The sequence below is a fragment of the [Clostridium] aerotolerans DSM 5434 genome (assembly GCF_000687555.1).
Lineage (GTDB): Bacteria > Bacillota > Clostridia > Lachnospirales > Lachnospiraceae > Lacrimispora > Lacrimispora aerotolerans.
Window position 1 is genome coordinate 56,998 of sequence record NZ_JHWJ01000011.1, and the last position, 16,843, is coordinate 73,840.

A 16,843-nucleotide genomic window follows, 5' to 3' on the forward strand; every position below is an offset into this window, starting at 1 on the left:
GCTCCTACTCCTCCCTTCGTTCGTTTCCAAGTACCTTCATCTCAATGGGTCTCATGGGGGCTCTTGAGGGAGCTGGCTCCAGCTCAAGAGGGGATACCCCCAGTTCTTTGGCCACGATTCTCTTTACAAGATTCCCGCAGGTCTGCCCCTGGCAAAGCCCCATGCCGGAACGGAGAAAGCGCCTGATTTCCGTTAAGGTGAACATTCCCTCGTGAACGGCCTTCCTAATTTCTCCCTTGGTGACCTCCTCACAGCGGCAGATGATAAGACCATCATCCGGCTCCTGCATAAATTCTTTTAATTCCCTGGACCGGTCATTTCTCTTACTCATGCCTCTACCTCCTGTCTGCGAAAGAATCTGGCTTTCATTGCCATATCTACGGGTACCTTGATGGTAAGCAAAGAGGTACGGTCATAGGCTTTTTTCGATTTCACCTCGATGACCACTGCCTCGCAAACCTCCGCTCCGCTTCGGTCAAGGCCAGCTCCCATATCTCCCGGCTCTGGAAGAGGAAGAAATTCATAAGGCATGGTGATGGAGGCAAAGCCAGGCTCCAATTCCTCATTGATTAAAAATATGGCCTGACCGGAGCAGGAGGAAACGCATAAGCCACAGCCGGTACAGCCTTTTTCTTCCTGAAAGATTGGAAGAGCTGTGATTTTATTGCCCACCAGAATGCATTTTCTTGGACAGGAATCCTGACAGGGATTGCAGGGAATGTTCTGGGTGCATTCGATGACGGGATGAATTCCTTTTCCTCTGGTGACTCCAGGAAACCGGCTGATTTCAGAATCCGCCACATATCCCTTCTTTAAAAGATTTAAGGAGACGTCAATGCCCTCATCTGTTTTTTCCACGGTTTTTCCACGATTCTCTGGCGCGAACATGCCTTCCCGTAAGCTTACCAAAGCTTCTTTTAATTCTTTGACTCTTTCTTCCTGTTTCTCTCTGGTTGCAAAGCCTAAATATTCTGCCGCACTGATTCCTGCAATCCTTCCTTCTATCATGGCGGAACTGGCTTCTTCAATGCCGGATACATCTCCTGCTGCAAAGATTCCAGGAATGCTCGTAGCTCCTGTCTCATCACACACCGGCACATAACCGGTGGGAGTATCCTTCATGGCACAGCCTGCCATCTTGGTCAGCTGGGACATGGGGGATAATCCGACCGCAAGACAGATGGTATCTGCTTCAAAATGCTTGCTGCTCCCTTTAATGACCTGCCAGTTCTTATCCACTTCCCCTATGGTAACGCCGGTGACCCGGTCTGTTCCTTCTGCCTTTATTATGGTATGAGATAAGTAAAAGGGGACTCCGCACCGTGCCACCTTAGCCGCATGGACGCCATACCCGCCCACCTTTGGTGCCGCATCCACCAGTGCCACCACTTCACAGCCAGCCTGAAGAAGCTGAAAGCTGACCACAAGCCCTACGTTTCCAGAGCCAAGCATCAATACCTTATTGCCAGGTCTTACCCCGTGCAGGTTCATCATGGTCTGGGCCGCGCCTGCACCAATGACTCCCGGCAGGGTCCAGCCTTCAAAGGGAACCATGTTTTCCGATGCTCCCGTTGCTACAATCACCGCATCCCCTTTATAATGTCTGATTTCCTGGTCAATGGTGACCGTGATTTCCTTATCCTGATAAAGTCCTGCTACTGTGGCATTTAAAACTACCTCTACTCCGTTTTCATTGGCTTCCTTTAAAAGCTCTTCTCCGATTTGATAGCCTCTGATTTTGGCCTTATGCTCTTTTGAACCGAAGAATTTATGGATTTGTTTAAAAAGCTGTCCGCCGGGCTTTGCATTTTCATCAAATACAATGACCTTCAAGCCGCATGCCGCAGCTTCGATTGCGGCTGACAAGCCAGCCGGACCCGCTCCTATAATCATTAGATCGTATCTTGTCATGGCTTCTGCCCTCCGTTTTCCATCCCTTATCCGTTTTCCTTTGTTCCTACGCCGTACTGGGTCCTCACATCCATTCCTTCTTTTAATGGAGTGATACAGGTTCTGACATTGGGCTTACCATCTACCACCATGACACAGTCTGTGCATCTTCCAATGGCACAGAAGATGCCTCGTGGCTCATGGTTCTTTTTGGTATAACGGTGGATCATGATTCCAGCAGCCTCCAGGGCAATGGCGATGGGCTCTCCCTCATAGCCTGTGATGGGAGTTCCATCATAAGTAAATGTAATTGTCTTTTTTTCTTCCATGGTTCCAAGAACTGGATGTTCTGTGATTCTCATGATTCTCCTCCTCTCCTTATGCCAGATATGGGGTCTCCCATAAATTAAGCTTTTTCCCGATTCCCTTTAAAAGAGCATTCCGGTAAACAATGGTTCCCCATGCAACGTCCTCAATAGGCATTCCGCCTACGGAATAGATGACGATTTCATCTTCCTTCCGATGTGCCGGAACGGTTCCCATAATCACGTCTCCCAGATCGTCAATCTGCTCTGGCTTTAACTTTCCTTCTTCGACTAAGTCCATACAGCGGACGGCTGGAATTGGGATGGTGTGGTAAGCGTTCTCCCCGATTTCTTCCTTCCAGGCTTCGTAAAGCTGAATGTTATCGGTCACGGTCCTTGCCCGATTACAGATAAAGTCATCATCAAATCTTGCAGCTGCCGGGCAGCAGAGAATAGCACCGGGCTTGATCCATGCTTCTTCGATATAGGGATACTCCTTGATATCGCCGGTAGGGCTTGAGGTCGCTATGTGAACGATATCGGAATCTCTTACCGCCTCTTCCATGGTCTCTACCACCTGGAAGTTCTTTACACTGGGATACTTTTCTTTGATATAACGGATAAAGCCGTCAATGGATTCCTTGCTTCGTCCCTTAATTTTAACTGTCTCGATTCCCTTTCTCACTGCCATAGTGGCGTCGAAGGCTGTTTTACTCATAACGCCTGGGCCGATAACGCCCACCACCCTGGAATCTTCTTTGGAGAAATACTTGACTCCCACTCCAGGCACCGCCCCTGTACGGAAGGCACTTAATACATTGGCGGACATAAAGGCGAGGGGTGCTCCCGTATCCTTATCGTTTAAGGTGAGCATGAGAATGGACCTTGGCAGTCCCTTCTTTCTGTTTTCCGTATTGGAGCCGTACCACTTCATGCCTGCCATATCAAACTTCCCTCCAAGGTAAGCCGGCATTGCCATGAATCTCCGGTCTGGCCCGTCGGTTGGCATGTTGGGAAATGGGGACTCCTGGGGAAATGTCATCATCACACCATGGGAATTGCCGTTTGGCCCGCCCATTCGAAAATCCCCCAGCTTCATCAATCGAAACATTTCCTCCATGGCATCCACACAGCCTGCCATATCTGTAACACCTGCCTGAATCATTTCCTCTTCACCCAGATATAAAAAATCAATTCTTGGATCGCTCATTTTGACTTCCTCCATTTCTAAATTCATGCCAGCAGTTATTTATTACTCACATCCGGTCATTGCTTCTAATTCAATCTCTACAAACTGGGTCGGACGGTTGAGTTTTGGAGTTTCCACCATGGTGAACAATGGCCTTACTTCTTTGAAGAATTCGGAGTATGCTCTCCCCACCTCTTTGGAAGATTCCATATCCGTTAAGTACGCCTTTACCTTAAATACATGAGAGGCGTCTGCATCGGCCTGTTTGAGTAGCTCTATGAATTTTGTAAAAATGTATTTTGCCTGGTCATACGGTGTTTCTCCAAAGACCGTACCATCTGGCTGGACTGATGTGGTTCCTCCGATATAGATGTGTTCCCCTATCTTTACCATTCTGGAATACCCTGCCAGTTCTTCAAGCGGTGCTCCCGATGAGTAATTGGTTCGTTTCACTTCTCACCCTCCTTATAAAAAAGAGGCCCTGTGATCGTCATGATCACAAGACCTCTCTGTCCTTTATTTCTCTACATTCTACCGTCGGACATCGGATAATAATTGTAAAAATCGGAACTACATATTTATTTTTTTCCATGGGAGCATCACATTTTGGTGATGACCTTTAACTTCTCCTGATAACTGTTTGTCACCAGACTGTTTAGATATTTGGAGGGAGTATGACTGGTAAACTCCTTAAAATCTTTTATAAAATGAGACTGGTCATAATATCCCGTATCAAGGGCCGCCCTCGTCATATCCGGACGGTTCACAGTCTTTGTCAGCTCGTCGATGGCATTTTGAAACCGGATGATCCGAAGAAGCTCTTTTGGCCCAATGCCAAATTCCTCTGTAATGACCTTGTTTAAGTAACGAAGGGAATACCCTGTTTTTTCCTGAAGCTCATTTAACTTAAGATTGCCGCCTGAAGCCATGATTTCCTGACGCAGATAGGACTTAAGGCTGTATGTTTCCTGCTGGGTCTCATAATTCTTTCGATAAAACAGAAGGAAGGTCTTAATTCTCTGTTCAAAGCTTTCTTCCTTCCACAGTGTTTCAAATAATTGATCTCTTTCTGAACTTGAATCAAACATATCTTCATAACTCTGTTCTTTACTCACCAGCTCTGACATCTTTCTATGCTTAAGGACCGGATTGACCCCAGGAAGAAAACGAACTCCGAAATGTCTGCATTTACCCGCTGTCTCCACCTCAGATTTCGCAAGAAGGGTGCCTGCGACCCTGGATTCTAAGCGGGTCCCTGTATTGTAAAAAAGGATATCCACACAGGCATCGGGAATTGCAGTCATGAAATCACACTCTGCATCAAACTGATAGAAATGGGAAATTCCATAATCCATAAGACTGTATTTCTTATATGCGCCCGTGACCAGAACAAAGCCCGGCTGTTTTGGATGCAGCATCCCAACATGATTTCTTTCCTTCATAAGCGGTCCCTCTTCTCTGTGAGAACTAGTAAATGGGTAAAAAAAATCGCAGCAGAGCCAAAGACTCCATTGCGATTGATATTTAACTTATACTCTTTTAGAGAAAGTTTGTCAATAACCCTCCCTTTGCCAAATTAATCCTGTTACCTTACTTTTTCTCCGTCAGATAATAAAGAAAGGCGGCTAGTGGAAGAACGATTCCAAGTACAGAAGCCATATTCCAGCCTCCGCTTGCATAGATAAAGCCACCAAGGGCTGACCCTGCGGCACCTCCCAGGAAGAATACTGCCATAAATAAACCATTGACCCTGCCCCGAATCTCATCTCCAAGAGAATAGATGGCCTGCTGCCCTAGAACCAGGTTCCCGGAAACCGCCATATCAAGAAGGATTGCAGATGCACAAAACAGGAATAAGGAGATGCTTTCCTGACCGGCAAATACATGGATCAGACCAAAGGAAGACGCAGCCAGTAAAAATGCGATTCCTGTAAGAAGTCTGGAATACCCCTTATCCGCAAGTCTTCCGGCAATGGGAGCCGCCACAGCTCCCGCCACTCCAGCAAAGCCAAAGAGCGCAATCTCCTTCTGGTCCAAATGAAAATGCTGGGATAAATACATGGGGACCACGGTCCAGAACAGGCTGAAGCTTCCAAAAAGGGCTGCCTGATAAAGGGATCTCCGGCGAAGGAGAGGGATGGAACAAATCAAATGCCAAAGGGACTTAATGATCTTCTTATAGCTTTCCGTGGGCTTTGGGTTTCTCTTAGGAAGAAGCCTGCTTAAAACTAACGTAAGAACCACCATGATAACGGCTGATAAATAATACACTGCCCTCCAACCAAGGTATCCGGTAATCAGGCTGGCGGCAGGCCTGGCAAGCATGATTCCAAGCAAAAGTCCGCTCATTACGTTACCTACGGCCTTTCCCCGTTCCGTTGCCGGTGCCAGATGAGCTGCAAAGGGCACCAGCACCTGAGCGGCTACAGACCCGGCTCCGATGAGAACGGCTGACAGAAAAAAGAGTTCTGTATTCTTTGACAGTGGCGCTGTTAAAAGTCCCACAATGGCAACAAGAAGAGTGGAAACAGTCAATTTCCTGTTTTCCAGTAAATCGCTTAAAGGTACGAGAAACAACAGTCCTGCGGCGTAGCCAAGCTGGGTCATAGTAACAATTAACCCGGACATGCCAGGAGAAATTCCGGTATCCTTGCTGATAGGCCCCACCAGGGGCTGGGAGTAATACAGGTTTGCAACAATCAGGCCGCAGGAGGCAGCCAAAAGCAGGATCAGCCAGCTGGGAATCTTTTTCTCTTCCTTGGTTTCAATCATCATTTTTTTATCCTCCTCTATATACTAAACGCAACGTTTATTAATTACATATTAAACGCATCGTTTCGTTTTGTCAACCCTGTTTTTTTATATTTTTTTATGTTATAATGAACGCAACGTATTTAAATTGATTATAAGTGGAAAAGGGAGAATCATATGGAGAAAAAAATGGGACGTCCCAGAAGCGAAAAGACAAAGAAAGCCATACTGGATGCAGCGTATGAGCTTCTGCTGGAGAATGGCTTTCCTTCTATGACAGTGGAAGGAATTGCGGAAAAAGCAGGGGTAAGTAAGGCCACCATATACAAATGGTGGCCCAATAAGGCTGCCGTGGTACTGGACGGCTTTTTTGCAGCCACGGAATTACTGTTAGAGGTACCGGATACCGGCTCTGCAAAGGAAGATTTGATCCTGCAGGCGGATCATCTGGCTGCATTTCTGATAAGCCCCAAAGGCAGAGTTATAACAGAATTGATTGCAGAAGGACAATCCGATGAAAAGGTGGCAAAGGAATACAGAGACCGGTATTTTAATCCCCGGAGACTGATCTCAAAGCATATAATGGAACGGGGAATGGAGCGAGGGGAGTTAAGGCAGGATCTGGACATCGAGCTATGTATTGACCTTATTTTTGCTCCTATCTTCTATCGGCTTTTAATCACAGGAGAACCTGTGGATTCGGCATTTGTAAAGAAGCTGATTGCTTATGCTTTTGCTGGACTAAATGGGAATCCATAAAAACATTTATTCAATGATATAGGCGGACACAATCTCACCATAGTAAGCGGTGTGGTAATCCCTGTTAGCCCCGTAAAAGGAGCCGTCAACATCTTGAGGATAGCACGATTTTTTGAATTCTTCTGGGATCGCATGTTCGTCCTGTTTTTGTTTGTATACCAGTTTACATTCCAGGGTGAGGGGAAGTTCCTTTATGGCTGGTACTGTTCCCGAAACAGATGGCTCCAGTGTCAGGTTCAGCTTCTGAATTTTATCAACAATATGACCGGATTCCGTTCCGCATATCCCCAAAATCTTTTTATCAAGATCACCATAGGGGATATTAATTGTAAATTCAGAACTCTTATCCAGTTGCTTCTTTGTGAACCGATTTTCTCTGACAAATGCAGTGAAAATCGGTTTTCCCCATTCAATTCCAAGACTTCCCCAGGCTATGGTCATGGTGTTTACTTTGTCGTCGGCCTTTGTTGTCAGCAAAGCACCGCTCTTAACTGCTTTTAAAATCTCTGAAGCATATTCAAATACATCAATTTCTTTTCTCATTGCTCTCTCCTTTTCTTTTCTATTTATTCAACCAATGAACCATTGGTAAAATACTTACTCCCTTTCCGTCAAACGAATCCCCATTTCATAGGCATTTTGGCAGTCCACGGGGAATTGTTCTTCTTTTACTTTGGCTTTATGGCTCTCGTCGAATCTGGAAGCTTCATACTTGGAATAATCGTGGAACTGGTATGTATCGCTGCTGATTAAAATCTCTGATGTTCCATGAAACAGCTCCAAAAGGTGCTGATTCTGCTTAAAGATGGCCTCGTAATTGATTTTCTCCATAATATCTTTTGGAACATTCATGGTATAGATAAATCCGGAAGCAATCTTTCCCGTAAAGGTGGATAATTCTCCCTCATTATAGGATAGATTGGGGAAAAACAGACGTTCCAGAAAAGAGCGCATCACACCGGTGACCTCACCGAAGTAAATGGGTGATCCAAGGAATATTACATCGCAGGACAATGCGTATTCCAATACTTCCTTCAAATCATCTTTTACTGCGCAGATCCCATTACAAATACTGCCCTTTCGTTTGCAGGCAAAGCAGCTTAAGCAGCCTTTGAAATTCAAATCATATAGATTTACCATTCTTGTTTCTGCACCGTTTTCGTGTGCACCTCCTAATGCACTCCGAAGCAATACAGCCGTGTTCTCATTTTTCCGTGGACTTCCATTGACAGCCAACACTTTCATAGCGACCCTCCATAATTTTTATTATTATGTATTCAATTAAGAATAAGCCAGAGTTTGTCTTTTATGACAAAACACTGACTTATTTCATTGGTATACTTTTATTTCCACTTCACCAGCTCACTTATGGACTGTCTCGATTTCTCGTGGCGTGGTGCCTCAGCCCGGTAGCCAAAGCCTGCCATAACAGATACTCCAAAGTGTTCCGGGTCCATAAGTCCTTCCTTTACCAAAAGCTCGTTGACCTTAGCCTGGTCAAAGCCTTCAATGGGACAGGAATCCACGCCTAAAAATGCTGCCGCAGTCAGCATATTGGCAAGGACGACATAGGTCTGCTTGCTGGCCCAGTCAAACAAAGCCCGGTCATTTTCCGTGAGATTGAAATCATGTTCCTGGAAGTTACGATATGCCTTACGGACAAATTCCGCACTCTCGTCCGGAAAATGATGCACTTCCTTCATCATATGAGTGATATATTCTGCATTGTATACCAGATCACCGCTTTTCCGGGCCAGAAGTATGACAAAATGGCTTCCTCCCTTTAAGCTGTTTTGCGCGCCCCATGCAAGGGGGAACAGCTTCTCCTTTAATTCTTTATCCTGGACCACTATCATATTCCAGGGCTCAAAGCCAAAGGATGTGGGGGAAAGTCTGGCTGCCTCCAATATGGTCTCAAAGTCCTCCTTAGAAACGGCTCTTTCCGGGTCAAATGCCTTACAGGCGTGGCGAAAGTTTAATACATCTAATATGTTCTGATTCATGGTTTCCATGTAATCTCCTCCTTTATTTAAACAATTTGTTGGTAATAAACCCATAGTAGCACATACGAATCACATATTGAAGTACGAAAAATAATGTTATATAATATACAAAAAGTAACATTACTATCATTTGTATACTACGGGAGAAACCTTATGGAACCATATCCTATTACTCCGGACTGCCCCGGTGGCAAGTGCCCGGTAGAAACAACCTTAACTGTTATGAGCGGCAAATGGAAGGGAATCATCCTCTACCGCCTTTTAGAAGGCAAGAAGCGTTTTCATGAGTTAAAAGAAATCATGCCTGCCATCAGCTTTCGCACTCTGACCCTGCAACTACGACAGCTGGAGGCCGACGGTATCGTAGAGCGGACCGTATACCCGGAGGTTCCTCCACGGGTGGAATACGATTTAACAGAACTTGGTAAGACCATGCGCCCCATTATAGAATCCATGTTTGAATGGGGAATACAGTATCAAATCCAGAGAAAGGAGATATTATAAAAATCAGGCAAGCCCCATTTTTATAATTACTTTCCCATGCGTAAAGTACCAGCCTATATGGCAGTCCACGATTTAATCAAAAAAAGAATTGAAGATGGAACCTATCCTGTCTTGGAGCTTCTTCCCACAGAGCCTGAACTGGAAAAAATTTATAAGGTAAGCCGCACCACCATAAGAAGTGCTATGGAGCTGTTAAAGGAGGAAGGCTTTGTTGAAATCAAGCAGGGCAGGGGAACCCTGGTGCTGGACCGGAGAACCATTCAGGATCTAAATAAGGTCACCTCCGTAACGGAGTCCTTAAGAAGAAGGGGTTACGACGTCCGCACCAAAAGCATGTATATAGACCTTATCCCTGTCAGTGAAAAGCTGGGCAAGGAGCTGAATCTCCCTGGTGACGATTCCATCACCCGGGTCCAGAGAATCCAGCTCATAGACGAAAAGCCCATTGCGATTATGAGAAATTACATTCCAACATCTCTGGTTCCTGGACTTATCCAGTTTATCAATAAATTCTCCGGGCTTTATCAGTTCCTGGAAGAACATTATAATCTGGAAATTGATTCTGCCCACGATAAGATATTTGCAAAATCCGCAGATTTTGCAGAATCGGAAATGCTTAACGTCCAGCCGGGGACAGCCCTTCTTTGCATCCGCCGTATCTGCTACCGAAATGAGGAGCCTGTCTGCGTGGATGATGTGTGTATTATAGGAGATCAGTACGAGCTGGCCATTTCCACCAACGGCCGGTATAAATAACATAGGGGGAATTTGCGATGAAAGACGTTTCTTTGGAAGCTTTGGCAAAATGCATTGATATAAGTTGTGTAAAATCCTCAGACAGCACCGAGGATATGGATCATATGATAGCGGCGGCCGGGCACTTCGGATTTATCTGCGCCTTTGCTCTTCCTGCTATGACCCCCTATCTCATCAATCATTTAAAAGGAACTTGTATTACCCACATTGGAGGAACCGTAGGCTTTCCCTCTGGCTGCGATACCACAAAAAGCAAGGTCTTTCAGGCGAAGGAGCTGATTGCCATGGGATGTGAAGAAATTGATATGGTAATTAACATCGGTCTCTTAAAGTCAAATCAGTGGGACGAGGTCTATGAGGACATTAAGGCAGTAGCTATGGCCTGCGGACAGATTCCCCTTAAAACAATTCTGGAAGTCACCCTTTTGACAGAAGAAGAAATCGTAAGAGCCAGCCTGCTTGCGGAGTCGGCTGGTGCTGCCTACATAAAAACAGGAACCGGCTGGTGCCAGAATCCTACCCGGTTACAACATATCCAGTCCATTCGTTCTGCCATAAAGCCCACAACAAAAATCAAAGCTGCCGGTGGTATCCGAAGTCTTGATACCCTGCTGCAAATGAAGCAGGCAGGCTGTGACTGCTTCGGTATTTCCACTGCCTCTGCCCTTTCTATCATGAAAGAAGCTGCGGCTTATGCAGACATATCCAGATTTTTTCCCTAATTAAAACAAAATTTGCCAAGATTCATCATATTATTAATCCTGAATTTGATATTATTCTTATTTTTACATCACTTTTATTAAAATACATTATTAAATTAAATACCAAATACGAATTGACCAAGCAATCATTACGATGTATAATAATCATAGTGTCACTTGTTAATTTTATAACAATATATAATTCCAAAGGAGATGTTCTTATGAAGGGTTTTGCAATGCTGGGAATTGGTAAGACAGGTTGGATTGAAAAGGATCGGCCAAAATGCGGGCCTCTTGATGCGATATGCCGACCCATTGTATTGGCACCATGTACCTCTGATATTCATACGGTATGGGAAGGTGCCATTGGTGAACGCACGGACATGATTCTCGGACACGAGACAGTGGCTGAGGTTGTGGAAGTTGGAAGCTGTGTAAAGGATTTTAAGCCTGGGGACCGGGTCATTGTTCCTGCCATTACGCCGGACTGGAACTCTGTGGAAGCACAGGGCGGTTATCAGATGCATTCAGGGGGAATGCTTGCAGGCTGGAAATTCTCAAACTTTAAGGATGGCGTCTTCGGCGAATTCTTCCATGTCAATGATGCTGACGGTAACCTGGCGATTCTTCCTGACGGCATGGACCCAGTGGCAGCATGTATGCTGGCAGACATGGTACCTACCGGATTTCATGGGGTTGAGCTTTCTGATGTCCAGTTTGGAGACAGCGTGGCAGTCATCGGAATCGGCCCGGTTGGACTTATGTCCGTTGCTGGTGCTGCTCTTCGTGGTGCTTCCCACATCTATGCCGTAGGCTCCCGTCCCAACTGCGTACAGCTTGCCAAAGAATATGGGGCAACGGATATCATCAACTACCGGGAAGGTGATATCGTAGAACAAATCATGTCAAAGACCGGGAATAAGGGTGTGGACAAAGTTATTGTTGCCGGCGGTGACAATGATACCTTTGCACAGGCCATTGCCATATTAAAGCCAGGCGGAAAAATTGGCAATGTAAATTATCTTGGTGAAGGGGATTACATAAAGATTCCCCGTATCGAATGGGGATGCGGCATGGGCCACAAGATCATTGCCGGCGGACTTATGCCAGGAGGCAGACTTCGTATGGAAAAACTGGCTTCTCTTATTTCAACCGGACGGTTAGACCCAGGGAAACTGGTCACTCATCGGTTTGAAGGCATGGAAGGCATTGAACCTGCTCTTATGTTAATGAAGGAAAAACCAAAGGATCTGATTAAACCTGTGGTTGTGATTAACTGGTAAGACGGGTCAAAAGGGCAGATAAATTCTTATAAAATCTAAAATTAAGGGTGTTGCAGCAGGACCGGTAATTCCGGGTCATGAAGCAGTGCCCTTTTTTTATTTTCCTTATATTTGATAGCACCTACATTTTTTAAAGCCTTATGTGATGGTGTATTTGCCTTTTTTTGTATCTCCTATTTGATACACTGCTTTCGGATTTTTAAAAATCCATTCTATTAATCCTTTTAGGGCTTTCGTAGCATGTCTTATATTTCTGTACTTCTCTTCAATACCATATCCAACAATTACTTCACCATTTTCAACACTGATTTAAAATATATCCATTTAGACGAACAATGAATTTTACAACATTAATCTTGCCATATACAACATTTCCCAGATTTTACTATTCCTTTCATGATATCCTAATACATCAACTTTTGACTATTTGATTAAAATAGCAGGGAGGCTTATTATAGTCTGATTAAAAACAGCATGGAGGCTTATAAATGGAATCACAGACACAGTTTGAAACGTATCTTAGTAAAGAAAATTTATCTCAGAATACGATTTTTTCTTATGTATGGACGGTAAATTTTTATTTTTCTCATTATGATGAAATAAACAAAGAAAACTTATTGGCTTATAAAGGGTTTCTGATGGAGAGCTATAAACCGAAAACTGTAAATTTGCGTTTGCAGGCAATTAATAAATATCTGATCTATCTTGAAAAGGAACGCTTACAATTAAAAAATGTTAAAATCCAGCAAAAAAATTTCCTGGAAAATGTAATCAGCAACGCTGACTATAAGTATTTGAAAAAACGGTTAAAGCAGGATGGTAATATGGAGTGGTATTTTATTGTGTGGTTTCTGGCAGCTACCGGTGCACGAGTCAGTGAATTGATACAGATTAAAGTAGAACATGTGCAGATGGGGTATTTAGACCTTTATTCCAAAGGTGGCAAGCTCCGCCGTCTTTACATCCCGGAAAAATTAAGAGAAGAAACGCTTGAATGGCTTAAGGAGGCGAATATCTTTTCTGGATATATATTTTTAAATCGCTTTGGAGATCAGATCACTACAAGAGGAATTGGGCAGCAGCTGAAAAACTACGCGGAGAAGTATGGTATCGATACAAAGGTTGTATACCCCCATTCATTCCGTCATCGGTATGCGAAAAATTTTCTGGAAAAATACAACGACATTGCATTGCTGGCGGATTTGATGGGACACGAAAGCATTGAAACTACTAGAATATATTTAAGAAGAACGGCAACGGAGCAGCAGACACTTATTGATAAGGTTGTAACATGGTAAAGAAAAATATAAGGCGCAGTATCATGAAAAATATACTCATGATACTGCGCCTCTTCTGTTATAAAGTGCTATTTATAGATTCGGAATCCAGTTTCCTGGAAGTAAGTCAAGCCTGTAAAGTTCTCATAATATGTATTATAGGAACATAGGAACATAAATTCGTACTGCGTTCTGACCTTATAAATACTCAATTTACATTCTGTTTTATATATCGTCAAAAAGAAATTTTAAATAAGATTATTATTTAAAAAAATTTTTATTCTCCAGTAAACAGGGGGTATTACAACATCATAATAGCTAGTTGTAATACATATTATGGGAAGATTTGTAAATACTGTAATTTTTTACCATTTTTTGATTCGCAAAAAAACAAGGAGGTAAAGCAAATGTTATCTTTAGGAAGGAATCCAGGCGAGTATCTCGTCATTAATGACAACATCGTTGTTCAGGTAGTCTCAATAAACGGAGATTTACGTCTTGCTATTGACGCTCCAAAACAAATCTCAATTGTCAGAGGAGAGGTTTATGAAAAGCTTCACCCTGTTCCCCAGTGCTTGGAGCAATTAAAGGAAAAGTATCTGTAGTGGTGAGGTAAGTATTGGTTTCGATTTTTCATTCAGGGCCCGAGTGAAAAGTTTGAGATAGATAAAAATTACATGGGGTAAAAGGATGTCCCCATTATAATCCAAGGAGGAAATACAGATGAGAATTCAACACAATATCACAGCTTTAAATGCTTATTCCAATTTAACAGGAAATAATAACTCTGTGGCTAAGAACTTAGAAAAGCTGTCTTCTGGTTACAGAATCAACCGTGCAGGTGATGATGCAGCAGGTCTTGCAATTTCTGAAAAGATGAGAGCTCAGATCACAGGTCTTGATACTGCAAAAAAGAATGCAAATGACGGCATTTCTTTAATTCAGACAACAGAAGGAAACTTAACTGAAGTTCATTCCATGTTAAACCGTATGGTAGAACTGGCAGACCAGTCTGCAAATGGTACCTATCAGGATAAAGTGGACCGTGATAACCTACAGAAAGAGGTTACCTCTTTAAAGGATGAAATTGACCGTATTTCTGAAGGTGCGAACTATAATGGCATCAAATTGCTGGACGGATCTTTGTCAGCGGCTGGCGCAACATCAGCTTCAGGAACAAAGACTGCACAAGGTCTGGACACAGAATTTAACGGCGCAGAATTAACCATTAGTGATGTTGCGGCAACAAAGGGCAGCTACACCAACGGCACTGCACTTGCCAATGGCGATATAAAAAATGGTGAAACTCTTGAGCTGACAACCAGTTTGAGTAATGGAAAAAATATTAAGATTTCTCTGACCGCAAAAGATTATACAGATGGCACCGCTGGTGGTGAGTTAGTGGGCGAAGACGGGACTGTATACGCAAAGTATGCAGCTGGCGGAGCAACCGGACCAACCGCTGCCGAACTTTCAAAAGCCGTAACAGGTGCACTTAGAGACAGCGATATTGGTAAAGATTTTAAGGTTAAGGATAATGCAGATGGCACCTTTACTTTGACAAATGCAGAGGCAGGTGCGGCTGCACCACGTGTCCTGGCAGCTTTTAATGCTACCATTAAAAACGCTGACGGAACCATAAAAAGTGAAGCCACCAAAGGCCTGACTGCTACAAGGGGAACCGATGCGTATCAGTCCATTGATGGGTCTCAATTCACCGGTAAAGAATATACGGGATCAGATAATAGCGTACTAACCATCAATGGTAAGAAGTTTGCAATTATCGTAGACCAGGCAACTTCTGATGCTACGGCAAATCTGATAAAAAAAGCATCTGATGCTGGTTTGGAGATTGTTAGAGTAAGTTCGGTCGATGATACTGCAGGTACATATGCCGCTACCGGTGACGGAGATCTTAAATTAGATGTAGACGATGCAGCTACTACAGGTAATGATAAGAAAAATGATGCTGCGAAGCTTCAGGGAGATAATATTGCTGCGGCTCTTGGCAAGGCCCTTGGCAAAAATGTGACATTTGTTGCAGCTACTGGTGATAAAAATGGAACAGATGCTGTGGCTTCACACTTCGAATTCAAGTCTGATACAACCATTGATCCTTCAAAGAAAAAAGGTGCAGGCCTGACTCTTCAGATTGGTGAATCATCAGAGGCCTTCAATCAGATGACAGTTACTGTAAATAGTATGGATACCAAGTCTTTAGGAATCAACACCGTTGATATCAGCACACAGGCAGGAGCAAAGACAGCAGTAGATTTAGTCAAGAATGCAATCAACTCCGTATCCTCGACTCGTGGTGACTTAGGTGCCCTTCAGAACCGTCTGGAGCATACCATCAATAACTTAAGTGTAACCTCAGAGAATATGACGGCAGCAGAAAGCCGTATTCGTGACGTTGATATGGCACAGGAGATGATGGGATTAACAAAGAACAAGATTCTTGTTTCCGCATCTCAGGCTATGCTCGCTCAGGCAAATCAGATTCCTCAGGGAGTTCTTCAGTTATTACAGTAATTATAAATTTTACACGCTATATGGCAAGGACAGGGGCTGTTGCACAGATGTGCGGCGGCCCCTGTTTCCAGTAATTGCAATATCTGATATATCCAGATGTCCTGCTGTCATACGATCTACGAGCTGAGTACGGAAAAAGGGAATCCTTTTTAATTCTCAAGCAGCCACCACATCTTTATTTCTCAGCCATAAAACCGCAATTACAGTAGATGCCCCTAAAAATAGAACACTGCTTAAGACCAGCTGTCCGGGCGTACAGATCATTGGACCGCCTGGGCTGTTGGCTCTCATTCCAATGCTCATAAGAGAATAAGGATAAAGAGCCCCCGCCCCTTTAGAAAGTGCGGCTACACTACCGATTCCTCCAATCATGGCGATTCCAACAGGTACCGCAAAGCTGCGGATTATAAGGGACAGGCACAACTGTACTCCGCAGATCACAATCCCCCCAATGGCACCATAAGCCAGCCATTCAAAAAGTTCTGGCGGCACTGGGCCTGGCAAATGAGACAGCTTTCCAGAAATAATAAATAAGATTCCCACCCACACCTGAGTCGCAAGCACCATGACCGAGGCAGTAAAAAGCTTGGAAAGATAAATATATGGAATCGGCACCGGCAGTGTCATGACCGAATTCCAGTTATGATTGGTATGTTCCAGGCGGCAGAGATAAGAGCAGTAAACACCAATGGTCGCCGGAAGGAAGAAATAACAGGTGAACAAGGTATGCTGTGTCCACAAGCTATACCAGTAATCATCTAAAATACCCACATTTTGAACATAGTTAAAGGTCCCCATAAACGCCGGAAGAATTGGTAAGAGGAAAAATGCCAGCCAGACGGGACTCCGCTTTAGCTTCATCTGTTCCGCTTGAATTATTTTAAATAGCATGA

19 protein-coding genes are annotated in these 16,843 nt (G+C 44.0%); 8 read left to right on the plus strand and 11 right to left on the minus strand.

The features are described from left to right. Positions 1-4: 4 nt before the first annotated feature. The 7 genes from T546_RS0114840 to T546_RS0114870 form a co-directional block, all read right to left on the minus strand. A complete protein-coding gene (locus T546_RS0114840; protein ID WP_026892291.1) occupies positions 5-331 on the minus strand; it encodes a (2Fe-2S)-binding protein in 327 nt (108 codons plus the stop codon). Continuing rightward, entirely contained in the window at positions 328-1,911 is a 1,584-nt protein-coding gene (locus T546_RS0114845) for an FAD-dependent oxidoreductase (RefSeq protein ID WP_026892292.1), read from the minus strand. Before T546_RS0114845 ends, T546_RS0114840 begins: the two co-directional genes overlap by 4 nt. 26 nt (positions 1,912-1,937) lie before the next feature. After that, positions 1,938-2,252, minus strand: a complete 315-nt coding sequence (locus tag T546_RS0114850; protein WP_026892293.1) for a (2Fe-2S)-binding protein — start codon at positions 2,250-2,252, stop codon at positions 1,938-1,940. 16 nt (positions 2,253-2,268) lie between these two features. After that, a complete protein-coding gene (locus T546_RS0114855; RefSeq protein ID WP_026892294.1) occupies positions 2,269-3,405 on the minus strand; it encodes a tyramine oxidase subunit B in 1,137 nt (378 codons plus the stop codon). Between the two features lie 42 nt (positions 3,406-3,447). After that, the gene (locus T546_RS0114860) at positions 3,448-3,837 is read right to left on the minus strand and encodes a Rid family hydrolase (protein WP_026892295.1); all 390 of its coding nucleotides are present in this window, start codon (positions 3,835-3,837) and stop codon (positions 3,448-3,450) included. Between the two features lie 146 nt (positions 3,838-3,983). Beyond that, positions 3,984-4,826 carry a helix-turn-helix domain-containing protein gene (locus T546_RS0114865; protein WP_026892296.1) on the minus strand — a complete coding sequence of 281 codons (843 nt, stop codon included), beginning with the start codon at positions 4,824-4,826 and terminating at the stop codon, positions 3,984-3,986. A 148-nt stretch (positions 4,827-4,974) separates the two neighbouring features. Further along, positions 4,975-6,159 (minus strand): MFS transporter, encoded by a 1,185-nt coding sequence (locus T546_RS0114870; RefSeq protein ID WP_026892297.1) that lies wholly within the window; start codon positions 6,157-6,159, stop codon positions 4,975-4,977. A gap of 153 nt (positions 6,160-6,312) precedes the next feature. Here T546_RS0114870 and T546_RS0114875 point away from each other — a divergent pair, with 153 nt between their 5' ends. Then, complete coding sequence (locus T546_RS0114875; RefSeq protein ID WP_026892298.1) at positions 6,313-6,894, plus strand: TetR/AcrR family transcriptional regulator; 582 nt, start codon at positions 6,313-6,315, stop codon at positions 6,892-6,894. 6 nt (positions 6,895-6,900) lie between these two features. Here T546_RS0114875 and T546_RS0114880 read toward each other — a convergent pair whose 3' ends face one another. The 3 genes from T546_RS0114880 to T546_RS0114890 form a co-directional block, all read right to left on the minus strand. Beyond that, a complete protein-coding gene (locus T546_RS0114880; RefSeq protein WP_026892299.1) occupies positions 6,901-7,437 on the minus strand; it encodes a flavin reductase family protein in 537 nt (178 codons plus the stop codon). Between the two features lie 54 nt (positions 7,438-7,491). Beyond that, positions 7,492-8,139, minus strand: coding sequence for a flavodoxin family protein (locus tag T546_RS0114885; RefSeq protein ID WP_026892300.1), 648 nt, complete (start codon positions 8,137-8,139; stop codon positions 7,492-7,494). A gap of 98 nt (positions 8,140-8,237) precedes the next feature. Beyond that, positions 8,238-8,906 carry an NAD(P)H-dependent oxidoreductase gene (locus T546_RS0114890; RefSeq protein ID WP_026892301.1) on the minus strand — a complete coding sequence of 223 codons (669 nt, stop codon included), beginning with the start codon at positions 8,904-8,906 and terminating at the stop codon, positions 8,238-8,240. Between the two features lie 144 nt (positions 8,907-9,050). On the opposite strand from T546_RS0114890, the gene T546_RS0114895 reads away from it, so the two are divergent. From T546_RS0114895 to T546_RS26140, 7 genes are all read left to right on the plus strand, one after another. Further along, on the plus strand, positions 9,051-9,401 hold the full coding sequence (locus T546_RS0114895) for a winged helix-turn-helix transcriptional regulator (protein WP_034599470.1): 351 nt from the start codon (positions 9,051-9,053) through the stop codon (positions 9,399-9,401). Positions 9,402-9,437: 36 nt separating this feature from the next. Continuing rightward, the gene (locus T546_RS0114900) at positions 9,438-10,157 is read left to right on the plus strand and encodes a GntR family transcriptional regulator (RefSeq protein ID WP_026892303.1); all 720 of its coding nucleotides are present in this window, start codon (positions 9,438-9,440) and stop codon (positions 10,155-10,157) included. Between the two features lie 17 nt (positions 10,158-10,174). Further along, on the plus strand, positions 10,175-10,879 hold the full coding sequence (deoC, locus tag T546_RS0114905) for a deoxyribose-phosphate aldolase (protein ID WP_026892304.1): 705 nt from the start codon (positions 10,175-10,177) through the stop codon (positions 10,877-10,879). A gap of 200 nt (positions 10,880-11,079) precedes the next feature. Next, on the plus strand, positions 11,080-12,141 hold the full coding sequence (locus T546_RS0114910; protein ID WP_024837472.1) for an NAD(P)-dependent alcohol dehydrogenase: 1,062 nt from the start codon (positions 11,080-11,082) through the stop codon (positions 12,139-12,141). Positions 12,142-12,629: 488 nt separating this feature from the next. After that, a complete protein-coding gene (locus tag T546_RS0114915) occupies positions 12,630-13,439 on the plus strand; it encodes a tyrosine-type recombinase/integrase (RefSeq protein ID WP_026892305.1) in 810 nt (269 codons plus the stop codon). Positions 13,440-13,825: 386 nt separating this feature from the next. Beyond that, positions 13,826-14,023 (plus strand): carbon storage regulator, encoded by a 198-nt coding sequence (locus tag T546_RS0114920; protein ID WP_026892306.1) that lies wholly within the window; start codon positions 13,826-13,828, stop codon positions 14,021-14,023. 118 nt (positions 14,024-14,141) lie between these two features. Next, entirely contained in the window at positions 14,142-15,950 is a 1,809-nt protein-coding gene (locus T546_RS26140; RefSeq protein ID WP_026892307.1) for a flagellin N-terminal helical domain-containing protein, read from the plus strand. A gap of 156 nt (positions 15,951-16,106) precedes the next feature. Here the strand turns inward: T546_RS26140 and T546_RS0114930 are convergent, their stop codons facing one another. Continuing rightward, positions 16,107-16,841: an ABC transporter permease gene (locus T546_RS0114930; RefSeq protein ID WP_026892308.1), complete on the minus strand. Its 735-nt coding sequence runs from the start codon at positions 16,839-16,841 to the stop codon at positions 16,107-16,109. Positions 16,842-16,843 lie beyond the last annotated feature (2 nt).